Here is a 16,948-nt window from a genome sequence, read left to right as displayed (position 1 = left end):
GGTAGCCGCTTCTTCCCATGAGGTACGTCACCGAACGAAGGAACGGGCACCACCGCACCACGTGATGCGCTGGTGCCCGTTCCCCGGGGCGGCGGCGGGTCAGTCCCGCGCCTCCGCGAGCAGCTTCTGGATCCGCGAGACGCCCTCGACGAGGTCCTCGTCACCGAGGGCGTACGACAGGCGCAGATAGCCCGGCGTGCCGAAGGCCTCGCCCGGGACGACCGCGACCTCGACCTCGTCCAGGATCAGCGCGGCCAGCTCGACGGAGTCCTGCGGGCGCTTGCCGCGGATCTCCTTGCCGATGAGGCCCTTCACCGACGGGTACGCGTAGAAGGCGCCCTCGGGCTCGGGGCAGACGACGCCGTCGATCTCGTTCAGCATCCGCACGATCGTCTTGCGGCGGCGGTCGAAGGCCTCGCGCATCTTCTCGACGGCGGTCAGATCGCCGGAGACGGCGGCGATGGCGGCGGCCTGCGCGACGTTGGAGACGTTGGAGGTGGCGTGCGACTGGAGGTTCGTCGCGGCCTTCACCACGTCCTTCGGGCCGATGATCCACCCCACGCGCCAGCCGGTCATCGCGTACGTCTTCGCGACGCCGTTCACCACGATGCACTTGTCGCGCAGCTCGGGCAGGAGCGCGGGCAGGGACGTGAACTCAGCGTCTCCGTAGACGAGGTGCTCGTAGATCTCGTCGGTCATCACCCACAGGCCGTGCTCGTGCGCCCAGCGGCCGATGGCCTCCGCGTCCTCGCGGCTGTAGACGGCGCCCGTCGGGTTCGACGGCGACACGAAGAGGACGACCTTGGTCTTCTCCGTGCGCGCGGCCTCCAGCTGCTCGACCGAGACGCGGTAGCCGGTGGTCTCGTCGGCGACGACGTCGACCGGGACGCCGCCCGCGAGACGGATCGACTCCGGGTACGTCGTCCAGTACGGCGCCGGGACGATGACCTCGTCACCCGGGTCGAGGATCGCGGCGAAGGCCTCGTAGATGGCCTGCTTGCCGCCGTTGGTGACGAGGATCTGGGCGGCCTCGGGCTCGTAGCCGGAGTCGCGCAGCGTCTTCGCGGCGATCGCGGCCTTCAGCTCGGGCAGGCCGCCCGCCGGGGTGTACCGGTGGTACTTCGGGTTCTTGCAGGCCTCGACGGCCGCCTCGACGATGTAGTCCGGGGTCGGGAAGTCGGGCTCGCCCGCGCCGAAACCGATCACCGGGCGCCCGGCGGCCTTGAGGGCCTTGGCCTTGGCGTCGACGGCGAGGGTCGCGGACTCGGAGATCGCGCCGACTCGGGCGGAGACCCGGCGCTCGGTGGGTGGAGTGACAGCGCTCATGCGCCCATCGTTCCAGACCCCGAGGGGCCCGGGCACACGGGTTTGCCGGATGGCCCGCCGGGCCTCGGCCCCGCCCCGCTCCCGGCCCCGGGGCCCCTTCGCCGCCGGCCTCGGTCCGCCCCCGCTCCGGCCGCTCGCGGGGGCGCCCGCCGGACCCCTGAGCGCCCCCGGAGCGACCGGCGGAACCCAAGCTGTTCGACGGGGCGCTCCGGACCACGTACACTCACTCGTCGTTGGCCCTCACCGGCCGCTCCTTCCACCGCACTCCGTGCACATGGTCGGATGCGGTAGGTTGGGGGAAATCAAAGGGTCGTAGCTCAATTGGTAGAGCACTGGTCTCCAAAACCAGCGGTTGGGGGTTCAAGTCCCTCCGGCCCTGCTACACACTCCTTCGCCAGGATGTGTGCGCATGTACGTACTGCATTGCACCGCCGTGCGGCTCAACCGGGCGCGGCACGGCCACGACCCGGAATCAGGTGAGGACGAGTGACGGACGCCGTGGGCTCCATCGACATGCCTGATGCCCAGGACGAGGCGCCGGAGTCCAAGAAGAGCCGCAAGGGCGGCAAGCGCGGCAAGAAGGGCCCCCTGGGCCGTCTCGCGCTCTTCTACCGCCAGATCGTCGCCGAGCTCCGCAAGGTCGTCTGGCCCACCCGGAACCAGCTCACGACGTACACCACCGTCGTGATCGTCTTCGTCGTCATCATGATCGGTCTGGTGACCGTGATTGACTACGGCTTCAGCCACCTCATCAAGTACGTCTTCGGCTAGGCCGAAAGCGAAGGGCGCCGCACCAGGCGCCCCTTTCGCGTGTTCCACCCCCATGTATCCAGGAAGAAGCAGCCACCGTGTCTGACCCGAACCTGAACGACGCCATCGAGTCGGCGGAGTCCGTGGAGGACCAGATCGACATCGTCGAGGCGGCGGACGCCGTGGACCCGGACGAGGTCGAGGCTGCCGACGCCGCCGCCGGTGAGGCTGCCGAAGAGGCCGCTGTGCACGAGGACGACGAGGCCGAGGCCGTCGCGGAGACCGACGAGGACGCCGCTGCCGCCGAGTCCGTCGAGGACGAAGCCGAGGCCGAGGTCGAGGAGGCGGAGCCCGCCGAGCCGGTCGACCCCGTCGCCGCCCTCCGTGACGAGCTGCGCGGCCTGCCCGGCGAGTGGTACGTCATCCACACCTACGCCGGTTACGAGAACCGCGTGAAGACCAACCTCGAGCAGCGCGCCGTCTCGCTGAACGTCGAGGACTACATCTTCCAGGCCGAGGTGCCCCAGGAAGAGGTCGTCCAGATCAAGAACGGCGACCGCAAGACGATCCGCCAGAACAAGCTCCCCGGCTACGTCCTGGTCCGCATGGACCTGACGAACGAGTCCTGGGGCGTCGTCCGCAACACCCCCGGCGTCACCGGCTTCGTGGGCAACGCCTACGACCCGTACCCGCTGACCCTGGACGAGATCGTCAAGATGCTCGCCCCGGAGGCCGAGGAGAAGGCCGCCCGCGAGGCCGCCGAGGCCGAGGGCAAGCCCGCCCCGCAGCGCAAGGTCGAGGTCCAGGTCCTGGACTTCGAGGTCGGCGACTCGGTCACCGTCACCGACGGCCCCTTCGCCACGCTCCAGGCCACGATCAACGAGATCAACGCCGACTCGAAGAAGGTCAAGGGCCTCGTCGAGATCTTCGGCCGCGAGACCCCGGTCGAGCTCAGCTTCGACCAGATCCAGAAGAACTGACGCGACGCTCTTCCGACAGGGCCCCCGACCAGCGGATATCCGCCGGACGGGGGCCCTGTCGCGTGCCCCGGCACAGGCCCGCGGCAAGCACATGTGTTCCGCACCACAACCATCGGGCGCCTCGGGCTGTCTGACCTGGTAGACGGAACCTTCCGGCCTCCCACCGCTCTCCACGACGCACCACCCGCGCCCAGGGGATTCCCGCGACCCTGGCGCGGCGATTTGTGGTGCTCTGCAGCGGTATGGCCGGATGGGCTCACTCACCACGAGCAAGGGGACACCTCATGAGAGCTCGCAAGACCGCGATCGCCGCCTCTGCCTGTGCCTTCGTCCTGCTCGGCGGCGGCTCCGCGCTCGCCGGCACCGGCCCCGCCCCCGCGCCCGGCGCCCGCGGGGCCGCGCCCCAGTCGACGGCGCCCTCCGCGGACGGCAACCCGAGGAGCGCCAAGGCACAGGCCGCGGGGGTCTGTGCCGACGCGTACCAGATCGGGACCACCGCCTACATCGACCGGGGCGGCGCGCACGCGGCATCGGTCAAGCAGTTCTACTCGCCGTCGTGCAAGCAGAACTACGGCTACGTGTGGGTGTGGAAGAGCTTCCGCGACAAGATCAAGGACTACGACGTCAGCACCGGCGTCTACAGCTACTCCCGGGACGAGATCCTCGGCCAGGACTGGTGGAACGGCACCAACAGCGCGGAGTTCTGGTCCCTGCCCGCCGCCACCGCCGCCGAGTGCACCGCGGCGATCGGCCAGCTGCGCGCCCCCGGCGACCCGCTGCCGGGCCAGGCGCTGACGTCCAAGCGCTGCTGAGCCGAGCCGCGCTTCCCAAGCTCGCTCGGCGGGGGTCGCCCTCCCGGCCCTCGCCGAGCGGGGCCACCGATACGTCCGTGGGCCCGTCACACGGGGGCGGGCCCACGGGCCTGCTCGGGGGCCGGTTTGGGCCCCGGCGCGTTACCCGTTATCGTAGTGCGGTATGCCTCCATCCAAATGATCCAGACGATCGTGTGACGGTCGTCGCGGAACGCCGCTGGATCATGTCGGAGGGGGCTGCTCAACACTCTCACTAGGACCCGGAGAGAGCAATGCCTCCCAAGAAGAAGAAGGTCACGGGGCTGATCAAGCTCCAGATCCAGGCCGGCGCCGCCAACCCGGCCCCGCCTGTCGGCCCCGCGCTGGGCCAGCACGGCGTGAACATCATGGAGTTCTGCAAGGCCTACAACGCCGCGACCGAGTCGCAGCGTGGCTGGGTGATCCCGGTGGAGATCACGGTCTACGAAGACCGCTCCTTCACCTTCATCACCAAGACCCCGCCAGCCGCGAAGATGATCCTCAAGGCCGCGGGCGTGGAGAAGGGCTCCGGCGAGCCGCACAAGACCAAGGTCGCCAAGATCACCGAGGCGCAGGTCCGCGAGATCGCCACCACCAAGATGCCCGACCTCAACGCGAACGACCTGGACGCCGCGTCGAAGATCATCGCCGGCACCGCCCGTTCCATGGGCATCACGGTCGAGGGCTGATCCTCCCCGTTTGACCTTGAGTGGCAGGGCCAGCGCTGGCCCGGACCACGAACTCCAAACCTGAACCTCAGGAGTACGAAGTGAAGCGCAGCAAGACTCTCCGCGCTGCGGACGCCAAGATCGACCGGGAGAAGCTGTACGCCCCGCTCGAGGCCGTCCGTCTCGCCAAGGAGACCTCCTCGACCAAGTTCGACGGCACCGTCGAGGTCGCCTTCCGTCTGGGTGTCGACCCGCGCAAGGCCGACCAGATGGTCCGTGGCACCGTGAACCTCCCGCACGGCACCGGTAAGACCGCCCGGGTCCTGGTCTTCGCGACCGGTGACCGTGCTGCGGCCGCGGAAGCCGCCGGAGCCGACATCGTCGGCGCCGACGAGCTGATCGACGAGGTCTCCAAGGGCCGCCTGGACTTCGACGCCGTCGTCGCCACGCCGGACCTCATGGGCAAGGTCGGCCGCCTCGGCCGCGTGCTCGGTCCGCGTGGTCTGATGCCGAACCCGAAGACCGGCACCGTGACCCCCGATGTCGTCAAGGCCGTCAACGACATCAAGGGCGGCAAGATCGAGTTCCGCGTCGACAAGCACTCGAACCTGCACTTCATCATCGGCAAGGTGTCCTTCGACGACACCAAGCTGGTGGAGAACTACGCCGCGGCCCTGGAGGAGATCCTCCGTCTGAAGCCGTCGGCCGCCAAGGGTCGCTACATCAAGAAGGCCGCCATCACCACCACGATGGGCCCCGGCATTCCGGTCGACTCCAACCGCACCCGCAACCTCCTCGTCGAGGAGGACCCGGCCGCCGTCTGACACTGACGGCAGCCGCGCGTCTGGCGCGTATCCGACGGGTCCCGCAACCATTCGTGGTGCGGGACCCGTCCCGTTGTACGGGTAGACGCTGGGGGAACGGGTCTTCCCGTGAACGGGTTTTCCCCGCAAGTGACTTCGCCGTACGTGATGTCGACTACGTACGGGGGACGCCGGAGGGCGGGCCGCGCTAGCGTGCTGGCTCTCCATGGACGCAAGGGGTGGGACGACATGAACGGCACGACAGCACGCCGCGTGGCACTGGCGATCGCGGCCGCGACGGCGCTGACCGGCATCACCGCCTGTGGCTCGTCGGACGGCACGGACAGCGACTCCAAGGGCTCCTCCGGCAAGGGCGGGGGCGGCGGCCTCGCCGTCAGCCCGATAGCCGCCCTGCGCACCATCGAGAAGTCCACCGACAAGGCGGACTCGGCCAAGGTGGAGTCCGAGACCACCATGGGCTCGGTGATGTCCATGAAGGCCAGCGGCGCCCTCGGCTGGGAGGACGGCCTCACCGGCAACATGACGATCACGTACACCGGCGGCCAGCTCGCGGAAACGATGCGCCAGACGGGCAGCACCTCGATGGAGGCCCGCTATCTGCCCGACGCGTACTACGCGAAGATGGGCGACCGCTTCGCCGCGCAGGCCGACGGCAAGCACTGGGTGAAGTACGCGTACGACGACCTGGAGCGGGTCGGCGGTGGCTCGGGCGCGTACATGAAGGACGCGATGCAGAACAGCACGCCGCACCAGTCGGTGAAGATGCTGCTCGCCTCCGGTGACGTGAAGAAGGTCGGCGAGGAGAAGGTCCGGGGCGTGAACACCACGCACTACTCGGGCACCGTCGACGTCGCCGAGCTCGCCGAGAAGTCCTCCGGCCTCAGCGCCTCCCAGCTCTCCGACATGAAGCGGCAGCTGGAGCAGGCGGGCGTCACCACCGAGACCGTCGACATCTGGGTCAACGACGAGAACCTGCTGGTCAAGAAGGTCGAGAAGGGCCAGATGAAGACCGGCGAGCTGGCCGCGACCGCGTACTACAGCGACTACGGCACCGCGGTCTCCGCTAAGGAGCCGCCCGCGGCCGACACCGCCGACTTCAAGGACCTGGTGAACCGTCAGCCCGCCACCTGATCTCGGTCCGATAGCGGCCCCATGCCGGGCTGACCTCGGAAGATATCCCCGAGCCTCCGCGCGCGTCCGTCAGGTAATCTCAGCCCACCGCAATATATGGATCAAATGTTCCTAGGGGTGGGGTAATGATCGTTTCCGTACGTAAGGGCCGTAAGAGGGCGGCGGGGGCCGCCGCGGCGGCCCTGCTGCTCGCCGCCGGCGCGGTGGGCTGCGGCACGGAGAAGAAGTCGGACGGCGCGGGGGACGACCTCTCGCCCGCCGCGGCCGTGAAGAAGGCCGCGAAGAACAGCGAGCGGCTCAAGTCGTTCAGCTTCCGCATGAAGGGCCAGGTGCCCGGCGACGGGCGCGTGAAGGCCGAGGCGTCGATGACGGCGGAGCCGCTCGCCATGCGGATGAAGATGACCTCGCTCGACCAGGCGGGCCAGAAGGCCGAGATCCGGCTCGTCGACGGCGGCCTGTACGTCGGCGGCGGCAAGCCCACCGCCGAGACGGACGGCAAGAGCTGGATGAAGTTCGACGCCAAGGCGCTGGAGAAGCAGGGCGCGGGCAAGCCCGCGGGCGCCTCCATGTCCAGCCAGGCCGAGAAGAACCCGGCCCAGGAGGCCGCCTTCCTGACCGGCTCCAAGGACGTGGAGAAGGTCGGCGAGGAGAAGGTCGACGGCGTCGAGACCACCCACTACAAGGGCACGGTCACCCTGGCCGACCTCCGCGCGGACCTGAAGGACGAGGACGCGAAGACGCGGGCGAGCCGCACGAAGAACATCGAGAAGTTCGAGGACATGGGCATCGAGAAGCTCTCGATGGACATGTGGATCGACGGCGACGACCGGGCCAAGCAGTTCCGCACCCAGGGCGACGCCGACAAGGGCAAGTTCGACATGACGATCACGTTCTTCGACGTGAACAAGCCGGTGACGGTCACGGCGCCGCCGAAGAGCCAGGTCATGGACCTCGCCGAGATGATGAAGGGCGCGGGCGCGAAGAGCTGACCCGATTTGCCTGACGCGGCCCCGTTCGCGTAGCCTTCCGGAGAAGCCAAAGACCGCTGGTCGTTGCCGTGTGCTCGTGAGAGTGCGCGGCGGCCGAAGGATCCGCTGAACTGCGGACGACCCGCGCAGGTGACCGAGGAAGTGCTCCTGGACGCGTTCGTGTCCGGTCGAGCTCACGCCCCGTGCGCCTGCGCCGGGGCGTTTCGTTTTGTGCAGAGCCCCTTCCTTGTGCCTGATTCAGGCGGTCCGGCGACACGGCTGATCGAGAAGGGTCAGTCGAGGATCATCACCCCGGAAGGAGGCCGAGGCTCATGGCGACGTCCGACAAGGTCGCAGCCGTCGAGGAGATCACGCAGAAGCTGCGCGACTCCAACGCTGCTGTTGTGACTTCTTACACCGGACTGAGCGTGGCGCAGCTCAAGCAGCTCCGTCGTTCTCTCGGCGACAACGCTCAGTACCGTGTGGTGAAGAACACGCTGACCAAGATCGCGGCCAACGAGGCCGGGATTCAGCTGGACGAGCACCTCAAGGGCTCGACCGCTGTCGCCTTCGTGACCGGTGACCCGGTCGAGGCGGCGAAGGGTCTGCGTGACTTCGCCAAGGAGAACCCCGCTCTTGTCATCAAGGGCGGTGTTCTGGACGGCAAGGCGCTGTCCGCCGACGACATCAAGAAGCTTGCGGACCTCGAGTCCCGCGAGGTTCTGCTCTCCAAGCTGGCCGGTGCCTTCAAGGGCAAGCAGTCTCAGGCTGCCTCTGTCTTCCAGGCGCTGCCGTCGAAGCTCGTCCGCACCGTGGACGCGCTCCGTGCCAAGCAGGACGAGCAGGGCGGTGCCGAGTAACTCGGCTCGCACATTGACCGCCGCCTGACGGCGACGGTCACAGCGGGCCAGACGTACGCCCGCCACACCAGTACATCCGGCACCTGCCGAATTAGTGGAAGGACCGCCATCATGGCGAAGCTCACCCAGGACGAGCTGCTCGCGCAGTTCGAGGAGATGACCCTCATCGAGCTCTCCGAGTTCGTGAAGGCCTTCGAGGAGAAGTTCGACGTCACCGCCGCCGCTGCCGCGCCGGTCGTCGTCGCCGGTGGTGCCGCTGGTGGCGCCGCCGCCGCTGCCGAGGAGGAGAAGGACGAGTTCGACGTCATCCTCACCGGCGCCGGCGACAAGAAGATCCAGGTCATCAAGGTCGTGCGTGAGCTGACCTCCCTGGGTCTGAAGGAGGCCAAGGACCTCGTCGACGGCACCCCGAAGCCGGTCCTCGAGAAGGTCGCCAAGGACGCCGCGGAGAAGGCCGCCGAGGCCCTCAAGGGCGCCGGCGCCTCCGTCGAGGTCAAGTAACACCTCACGGGGTCGTACGCGACTCCTCGAGCCCCGTGGTCCTGTGAGGGACCACACGGCTCCCGCGCTGTAACGCGCACACACTGAAGGGCGATCACCCAGTTGGGTGGTCGCCCTTCGGCGTTCCCGTGACGGCTGCCTTGCACTGTCGGCACCGGCGAGTATGGTGATCTTCGTTGTGCCTCCGAGCGGACTCCGAACGTTCCTGAATCGGAGCCTGGCAGGGCAGGGGGGCCTTGACGAACCGCACGCAGCGCGCAATTCTCAGGACGCGTCGTCACAAGGATCCGCATCCGAGGCATGGATCGGCGGCGAAGAGGGCAGTATCGATGTGCGTTGAGGACGTGGCTTGCCGCAGGTGTTGAGAACACAGAGGGTCTTCAGAAACCCGCACTGGACATCAGTGGGCCAGGTGGCTACACTGACCCTTTGCGCTGCCTGTTAGCTGCCTCCTGCCCGTCACCAGGGGCATGCCCATCCGTGAGCATCGTGAGTTGAAGCCGCTCTGACCTGGCCTTTTGGCCACTTCGGGACCGTCTCTCCTCCGTGCCAAGGCTGGGACCGGTACGCGCGTAGTGAGTCCGAGCCCTCGGAAGGACCCCCTCTTGGCCGCCTCGCGCACTGCCTCGACCGCGAATACGAACAACGGCGCCAGCACCGCCCCGCTGCGCATCTCCTTTGCAAAGATCAAGGAGCCCCTCGAGGTTCCGAACCTTCTTGCGCTGCAAACCGAGAGCTTCGACTGGCTGCTCGGCAACGACGCGTGGAAGGCTCGTGTCGAGGCGGCTCTGGAGTCCGGACAGGACGTCCCCACCAAGTCCGGTCTGGAGGAGATCTTCGAGGAGATCTCTCCGATCGAGGACTTCTCCGGGTCGATGTCCCTGACGTTCCGGGACCACCGCTTCGAGCCCCCGAAGAACTCCATCGACGAGTGCAAGGAGCGCGACTTCACGTACGCCGCCCCGCTCTTCGTCACCGCTGAGTTCACCAACAACGAGACCGGCGAGATCAAGTCCCAGACGGTCTTCATGGGCGACTTCCCGCTCATGACGAACAAGGGCACCTTCGTCATCAACGGCACCGAGCGTGTCGTGGTGTCGCAGCTCGTCCGTTCGCCCGGCGTCTACTTCGACTCCTCCATCGACAAGACGTCCGACAAGGACATCTTCTCGGTCAAGATCATCCCGTCCCGGGGTGCCTGGCTGGAGATGGAGATCGACAAGCGCGACATGGTCGGTGTGCGCATCGACCGCAAGCGCAAGCAGTCGATCACCGTGCTGCTCAAGGCCCTCGGCTGGACGACCGAGCAGATCCTCGAGGAGTTCGGCGAGTACGAGTCCATGCGCGCCACCCTGGAGAAGGACCACACCCAGGGCCAGGACGACGCGCTGCTCGACATCTACCGCAAGCTCCGCCCGGGCGAGCCGCCGACCCGCGAGGCCGCGCAGACGCTGCTCGAGAACCTGTACTTCAACCCGAAGCGCTACGACCTCGCGAAGGTCGGCCGCTACAAGGTGAACAAGAAGCTGGGCGCGGACGCCCCGCTCGAGGCGGGTGTCCTCACGGTCGAGGACATCATCGCCTCGATCAAGTACCTGGTGAAGCTGCACGCCGGTGAGACCGAGACCGTGGGCGACAGCGGTGCGTCCATCGTCGTCGAGACCGACGACATCGACCACTTCGGCAACCGCCGCATCCGCAACGTCGGCGAGCTGATCCAGAACCAGGTCCGTACGGGTCTCGCCCGTATGGAGCGCGTCGTGCGCGAGCGCATGACCACCCAGGACGTCGAGGCGATCACGCCGCAGACCCTGATCAACATCCGGCCGGTCGTCGCCTCCATCAAGGAGTTCTTCGGCACCAGCCAGCTGTCGCAGTTCATGGACCAGAACAACCCGCTGTCGGGCATCACCCACAAGCGGCGTCTGAACTCGCTCGGCCCGGGTGGTCTCTCCCGTGAGCGGGCGGGCTTCGAGGTCCGTGACGTGCACCCCTCGCACTACGGCCGCATGTGCCCGATCGAGACGCCCGAAGGCCCGAACATCGGTCTGATCGGTTCGCTCGCCTCGTACGGCCGCATCAACCCGTTCGGCTTCATCGAGACGCCGTACCGCAAGGTCGTCGAGGGCCAGGTCACCGACGAGGTCGACTACCTGACCGCTGACGAAGAGGACCGATTCGTCATCGCCCAGGCCAACGCGCCGCTGACCGACGAGCTCCGGTTCGCCGAGGCCCGCGTCCTGGTCCGCCGCCGCGGCGGCGAGGTCGACTACGTCGCGCCGACGGACGTGGACTACATGGACGTCTCGCCGCGCCAGATGGTGTCGGTCGCGACCGCGATGATCCCCTTCCTCGAGCACGACGACGCCAACCGCGCGCTCATGGGCGCGAACATGATGCGCCAGGCCGTGCCGCTGATCACCGCCGAGGCCCCCCTCGTCGGTACGGGCATGGAGTACCGCTGCGCCGTCGACGCCGGTGACGTCATCAAGGCCGAGAAGGCGGGTGTGGTCCAGGAGGTCTCCGCGGACTACATCACCGTCACGAACGACGACGGCACGTACACCACGTACCGCGTCGCGAAGTTCTCCCGCTCGAACCAGGGCACCTCGGTGAACCAGAAGGTCATCGTCGAGGAAGGCGCGCGCGTCATCGAGGGCCAGGTCCTCGCCGACGGCCCCGCCACCCAGGAAGGCGAGATGGCCCTGGGCAAGAACCTGCTCGTGGCCTTCATGCCGTGGGAGGGCCACAACTACGAGGACGCGATCATCCTGTCGCAGCGCCTCGTGCAGGACGACGTCCTCTCCTCGATCCACATCGAGGAGCACGAGGTCGACGCCCGTGACACCAAGCTGGGCCCCGAGGAGATCACCCGGGACATCCCGAACGTCTCCGAGGAGGTCCTCGCCGACCTCGACGAGCGCGGCATCATCCGCATCGGTGCCGAGGTCGTCGCCGGTGACATCCTCGTCGGCAAGGTCACGCCCAAGGGTGAGACCGAGCTGACGCCGGAGGAGCGCCTGCTCCGCGCGATCTTCGGTGAGAAGGCCCGCGAGGTCCGTGACACCTCCCTGAAGGTGCCGCACGGTGAGATCGGCAAGGTCATCGGCGTCCGCGTCTTCGACCGCGAAGAGGGCGACGAGCTCCCGCCGGGCGTGAACCAGCTGGTCCGCGTCTACGTGGCCCAGAAGCGCAAGATCACCGACGGTGACAAGCTCGCCGGCCGTCACGGCAACAAGGGCGTCATCTCGAAGATCCTTCCGATCGAGGACATGCCGTTCCTCGAGGACGGAACTCCGGTCGACATCATCCTCAACCCGCTGGGTGTGCCGTCCCGAATGAACCCGGGACAGGTCCTGGAGATCCACCTCGGCTGGCTCGCCAGCCGCGGCTGGGACGTCTCCGGCCTCGCCGACGAGTGGGCGGAGCGGCTGCAGGCGATCGGCGCCGACTCGGTCGCCCCGGGCACCAACGTCGCCACGCCGGTCTTCGACGGCGCCCGCGAGGACGAGCTGGCCGGTCTGCTCCAGCACACCATCCCGAACCGCGACGGCGAGCGCATGGTGCTCCCGTCCGGCAAGGCGCGCCTGTTCGACGGCCGCTCCGGCGAGCCGTTCCCGGACCCGATCTCGGTCGGGTACATGTACATCCTCAAGCTGCACCACCTGGTCGACGACAAGCTGCACGCCCGCTCGACCGGTCCGTACTCCATGATCACCCAGCAGCCGCTGGGTGGTAAGGCTCAGTTCGGTGGCCAGCGCTTCGGTGAGATGGAGGTGTGGGCGCTGGAGGCTTACGGCGCCGCGTACGCCCTCCAGGAGCTGCTGACGATCAAGTCCGACGACGTCACCGGCCGCGTGAAGGTCTACGAGGCCATCGTCAAGGGCGAGAACATTCCCGAACCCGGCATTCCCGAGTCCTTCAAGGTGCTCATCAAGGAAATGCAGTCCCTGTGCCTCAACGTGGAGGTGCTGTCCTCGGACGGCATGTCCATCGAGATGCGCGACACGGACGAGGACGTCTTCCGCGCCGCGGAGGAGCTCGGTATCGACCTGTCCCGGCGCGAGCCGAGCAGCGTCGAAGAGGTCTGACGGGTCCCCCGCCACCCCTGACACCGGGGTGGCGGGCCCCCGGACCCCGACAGACCATTGATTGAGACACGACCCTGAGAGGGATTGACGCATAGTGCTCGACGTCAACTTCTTCGACGAGCTCCGGATCGGCCTGGCTACCGCGGACGACATCCGTCAGTGGAGCCACGGCGAGGTCAAGAAGCCCGAGACCATCAACTACCGCACCCTCAAGCCGGAAAAGGACGGGCTCTTCTGCGAGAAGATCTTCGGTCCGACCCGGGACTGGGAGTGCTACTGCGGCAAGTACAAGCGTGTCCGCTTCAAGGGCATCATCTGCGAGCGCTGCGGTGTCGAGGTCACTCGCGCCAAGGTGCGTCGTGAGCGGATGGGCCACATCGAACTGGCCGCGCCCGTCACGCACATCTGGTACTTCAAGGGTGTCCCGTCGCGTCTGGGCTACCTGCTCGACCTCGCGCCGAAGGACCTCGAGAAGGTCATCTACTTCGCCGCGTACATGATCACGTTCGTGGACGAGGAGCGCCGCACGCGCGATCTGCCCTCCCTGGAGGCGCACGTCTCCGTGGAGCGTCAGCAGATCGAGAACCGCCGCGACGCCGACCTCGAGGCCCGCGCCAAGAAGCTCGAGACCGACCTGGCCGAGCTCGAGGCCGAGGGCGCCAAGGCCGACGTGCGCCGCAAGGTGCGCGAGGGTGCCGAGCGCGAGATGAAGCAGCTGCGCGACCGCGCGCAGCGCGAGATCGACCGTCTGGACGAGGTCTGGTCGCGCTTCAAGAACCTCAAGGTCCAGGACCTCGAGGGCGACGAGCTGCTCTACCGCGAGCTGCGTGACCGCTTCGGCACGTACTTCGACGGCTCGATGGGTGCCGCGGCGCTGCAGAAGCGCCTGGAGTCCTTCGACCTCGACGAGGAGGCCGAGCGCCTCCGCGAGATCATCCGCACCGGCAAGGGCCAGAAGAAGACCCGTGCGCTCAAGCGCCTCAAGGTCGTCTCCGCGTTCCTGCAGACGTCCAACAGCCCCAAGGGCATGGTGCTCGACTGCGTGCCGGTCATCCCGCCGGACCTGCGTCCGATGGTGCAGCTGGACGGTGGCCGCTTCGCGACCTCCGACCTGAACGACCTGTACCGCCGTGTGATCAACCGCAACAACCGCCTGAAGCGCCTTCTCGACCTCGGTGCGCCCGAGATCATCGTGAACAACGAGAAGCGCATGCTCCAGGAGGCCGTCGACGCGCTGTTCGACAACGGCCGCCGCGGTCGCCCGGTCACCGGTCCCGGCAACCGCCCCCTGAAGTCCCTCAGCGACATGCTGAAGGGCAAGCAGGGCCGCTTCCGTCAGAACCTCCTCGGCAAGCGCGTGGACTACTCCGCGCGTTCCGTGATCGTCGTCGGTCCGCAGCTGAAGCTGCACCAGTGCGGTCTGCCCAAGGCCATGGCCCTGGAGCTCTTCAAGCCGTTCGTGATGAAGCGCCTGGTCGACCTGAACCACGCGCAGAACATCAAGAGCGCCAAGCGGATGGTCGAGCGCGGCCGCACGGTCGTGTACGACGTCCTCGAAGAGGTCATCGCCGAGCACCCGGTCCTGCTGAACCGTGCGCCGACGCTGCACCGCCTCGGCATCCAGGCCTTCGAGCCGCAGCTGGTCGAGGGCAAGGCCATCCAGATCCACCCGCTCGTCTGCACCGCGTTCAACGCGGACTTCGACGGTGACCAGATGGCCGTGCACCTGCCGCTCTCCGCGGAGGCGCAGGCCGAGGCCCGCATCCTGATGCTGTCCTCGAACAACATCCTCAAGCCCGCCGACGGCCGGCCGGTGACGATGCCGACGCAGGACATGGTCCTGGGTCTGTTCTTCCTCACCACCGACGGCGAGGGCCGCGGGGTCAAGGGCGAGGAGCGCGCGTTCGGCTCCACCGCCGAGGCGATCATGGCGTTCGACGCGGGCGAGCTCTCGCTCCAGTCGAAGGTCGACATCCGCTTCCCGGTCGGCACCATCCCGCCGCGCGGCTGGACCCCGCCGGTCGCCGAAGAGGGCGAGCAGGAGTACCAGCAGGGCGACAGCTTCCGCCTGCGCACGACCCTGGGCCGCGCGCTCTTCAACGAGCTGCTGCCCGAGGACTACCCGTTCGTCGACTACGAGGTCGGCAAGAAGCAGCTCTCCGAGATCGTCAACGACCTCGCCGAGCGCTACCCCAAGGTCATCGTGGCGGCGACGCTCGACAACCTGAAGGCGGCGGGCTTCTACTGGGCGACCCGTTCCGGCGTCACCGTGGCCATCTCCGACGTCGTCGTGCCTGAGGCGAAGAAGGAGATCGTCGCGGGCTACGAGGCCCAGGACGAGAAGGTCCAGAAGCAGTACGAGCGCGGTCTGATCACCAAGGAAGAGCGCACGCAGGAGCTCATCGCGATCTGGACCAAGGCGACCAACGAGGTCGCCGAGGCGATGAACGCGAACTTCCCCAAGACCAACCCCATCTTCATGATGGTTGACTCGGGTGCCCGAGGAAACATGATGCAGATGCGGCAGATCGCCGGTATGCGTGGTCTGGTGTCGAACGCGAAGAACGAGACCATCCCGCGTCCGATTAAGGCCTCGTTCCGCGAGGGCCTCTCCGTGCTCGAGTACTTCATCTCGACCCACGGTGCCCGTAAGGGTCTGGCGGACACGGCTCTGCGTACCGCCGACTCCGGTTACCTCACCCGTCGTCTGGTCGACGTCTCCCAGGACGTCATCATTCGCGAGGAGGACTGCGGCACCGAGCGCGGCCTGAAGCTGAAGATCGCGGTCCGTGGCGAGGACGGCGTGCTCCGCAAGACGGAGAACGTCGAGACGTCCGTATACGCCCGCATGCTGGCCGAGGACGTCGTCATCGACGGCAAGGTCATCGCGCCGGCCAACGTCGACCTGGGTGACGTCCTGATCGACGCCCTGGTCGCCAACGGCGTCGAGGAGGTCAAGACCCGCTCGGTCCTGACCTGTGAGTCCGCGGTCGGCACCTGCGCCTTCTGCTACGGCCGCTCGCTGGCCACCGGCAAGCTGGTCGACATCGGTGAGGCGGTCGGCATCATCGCCGCCCAGTCCATCGGTGAGCCCGGTACCCAGCTGACGATGCGTACCTTCCACACCGGTGGTGTGGCCGGTGACGACATCACCCAGGGTCTGCCCCGTGTCGTCGAGCTCTTCGAGGCCCGTACGCCGAAGGGCGTCGCCCCGATCTCCGAGGCCGCGGGCCGGGTCCGCATCGAGGAGACCGAGAAGACCAAGAAGCTCGTCGTCACCCCGGACGACGGCAGCGACGAGACGGCGTTCCCGATCTCGAAGCGTGCCCGTCTGCTCGTGGGCGAGGGCGACCACGTCGAGGTGGGCCAGAAGCTCACCGTGGGTGCCACCAACCCGCACGACGTGCTGCGCATCCTCGGCCAGCGCGCGGTCCAGGTCCACCTGGTCGGCGAAGTCCAGAAGGTCTACAACTCGCAAGGCGTGTCGATCCACGACAAGCACATCGAGATCATCATCCGGCAGATGCTGCGCCGCGTGACGATCATCGAGTCCGGCGACGCGGAGCTGCTTCCGGGCGAGCTCGTCGAGCGCTCGAAGTTCGAGACCGAGAACCGTCGTGTGGTCACCGAGGGCGGTCACCCCGCCTCCGGCCGTCCGCAGCTGATGGGTATCACCAAGGCCTCGCTGGCGACGGAGTCCTGGCTGTCGGCCGCCTCCTTCCAGGAGACGACCCGAGTCCTGACGGATGCGGCGATCAACGCCAAGTCCGACAGCCTCATCGGCCTCAAGGAGAACGTCATCATCGGTAAGCTCATCCCGGCCGGTACGGGTCTGTCCCGCTACCGCAACATCCGGGTCGAGCCGACCGAGGAGGCCAAGGCCGCGATGTACTCGGCCGTCGGCTACGACGACATCGACTACTCGCCGTTCGGCACCGGCTCCGGCCAGGCCGTTCCGCTGGAGGACTACGACTACGGTCCCTACAACCAGTAGTCCTCGCCCCCAGCGCGAGACACAC

12 protein-coding genes and 1 tRNA gene are annotated in these 16,948 nt (G+C 67.5%); 12 read left to right on the top strand and 1 reads right to left on the bottom strand.

Annotated features, from left to right (window positions below; all coding sequences use genetic code 11):
* Positions 1-99 precede the first annotated feature (99 nt).
* Positions 100-1,326: a pyridoxal phosphate-dependent aminotransferase gene (locus tag ACIG3E_RS02655; protein ID WP_366789132.1), complete on the bottom strand. Its 1,227-nt coding sequence runs from the start codon at positions 1,324-1,326 to the stop codon at positions 100-102.
* Positions 1,327-1,632: 306 nt separating this feature from the next.
* Here ACIG3E_RS02655 and ACIG3E_RS02650 point away from each other — a divergent pair.
* The 12 genes from ACIG3E_RS02650 to ACIG3E_RS02595 all read left to right on the top strand — a co-directional run bounded on the left by ACIG3E_RS02650 (position 1,633) and on the right by ACIG3E_RS02595 (position 16,923).
* Positions 1,633-1,705 (top strand) — tRNA-Trp (locus tag ACIG3E_RS02650).
* A gap of 107 nt (positions 1,706-1,812) precedes the next feature.
* Positions 1,813-2,097, top strand: a complete 285-nt coding sequence (secE, locus tag ACIG3E_RS02645) for a preprotein translocase subunit SecE (protein ID WP_242721128.1) — start codon at positions 1,813-1,815, stop codon at positions 2,095-2,097.
* A gap of 77 nt (positions 2,098-2,174) precedes the next feature.
* Complete coding sequence (gene nusG, locus ACIG3E_RS02640; RefSeq protein ID WP_399610288.1) at positions 2,175-3,056, top strand: transcription termination/antitermination protein NusG; 882 nt, start codon at positions 2,175-2,177, stop codon at positions 3,054-3,056.
* 284 nt (positions 3,057-3,340) lie between these two features.
* Positions 3,341-3,868: a hypothetical protein gene (locus tag ACIG3E_RS02635; RefSeq protein ID WP_399610285.1), complete on the top strand. Its 528-nt coding sequence runs from the start codon at positions 3,341-3,343 to the stop codon at positions 3,866-3,868.
* A gap of 272 nt (positions 3,869-4,140) precedes the next feature.
* Positions 4,141-4,575, top strand: a complete 435-nt coding sequence (gene rplK, locus ACIG3E_RS02630; RefSeq protein WP_016645192.1) for a 50S ribosomal protein L11 — start codon at positions 4,141-4,143, stop codon at positions 4,573-4,575.
* Between the two features lie 80 nt (positions 4,576-4,655).
* Positions 4,656-5,378 (top strand): 50S ribosomal protein L1, encoded by a 723-nt coding sequence (rplA, locus tag ACIG3E_RS02625; protein ID WP_138961307.1) that lies wholly within the window; start codon positions 4,656-4,658, stop codon positions 5,376-5,378.
* A 228-nt stretch (positions 5,379-5,606) separates the two neighbouring features.
* Positions 5,607-6,509 carry a hypothetical protein gene (locus tag ACIG3E_RS02620; RefSeq protein WP_399610281.1) on the top strand — a complete coding sequence of 301 codons (903 nt, stop codon included), beginning with the start codon at positions 5,607-5,609 and terminating at the stop codon, positions 6,507-6,509.
* 125 nt (positions 6,510-6,634) lie between these two features.
* Positions 6,635-7,498, top strand: coding sequence for a DUF6612 family protein (locus ACIG3E_RS02615; RefSeq protein ID WP_399610278.1), 864 nt, complete (start codon positions 6,635-6,637; stop codon positions 7,496-7,498).
* Between the two features lie 311 nt (positions 7,499-7,809).
* Entirely contained in the window at positions 7,810-8,337 is a 528-nt protein-coding gene (rplJ, locus tag ACIG3E_RS02610; RefSeq protein WP_030685499.1) for a 50S ribosomal protein L10, read from the top strand.
* Positions 8,338-8,448: 111 nt separating this feature from the next.
* Positions 8,449-8,838, top strand: a complete 390-nt coding sequence (rplL, locus tag ACIG3E_RS02605; RefSeq protein ID WP_172384593.1) for a 50S ribosomal protein L7/L12 — start codon at positions 8,449-8,451, stop codon at positions 8,836-8,838.
* A 605-nt stretch (positions 8,839-9,443) separates the two neighbouring features.
* Positions 9,444-12,929 carry a DNA-directed RNA polymerase subunit beta gene (gene rpoB / locus ACIG3E_RS02600; protein ID WP_399610273.1) on the top strand — a complete coding sequence of 1,162 codons (3,486 nt, stop codon included), beginning with the start codon at positions 9,444-9,446 and terminating at the stop codon, positions 12,927-12,929.
* Positions 12,930-13,023: 94 nt separating this feature from the next.
* Positions 13,024-16,923 carry a DNA-directed RNA polymerase subunit beta' gene (locus ACIG3E_RS02595; RefSeq protein ID WP_366789139.1) on the top strand — a complete coding sequence of 1,300 codons (3,900 nt, stop codon included), beginning with the start codon at positions 13,024-13,026 and terminating at the stop codon, positions 16,921-16,923.
* Positions 16,924-16,948 lie beyond the last annotated feature (25 nt).

Origin of the sequence: Streptomyces sp. NPDC053474, from assembly GCF_044544845.1 — a bacterium.
Taxonomy (GTDB): Bacteria; Actinomycetota; Actinomycetes; order Streptomycetales; family Streptomycetaceae; genus Streptomyces.
This window is presented reverse-complemented; position numbering and strand designations above follow the sequence as displayed.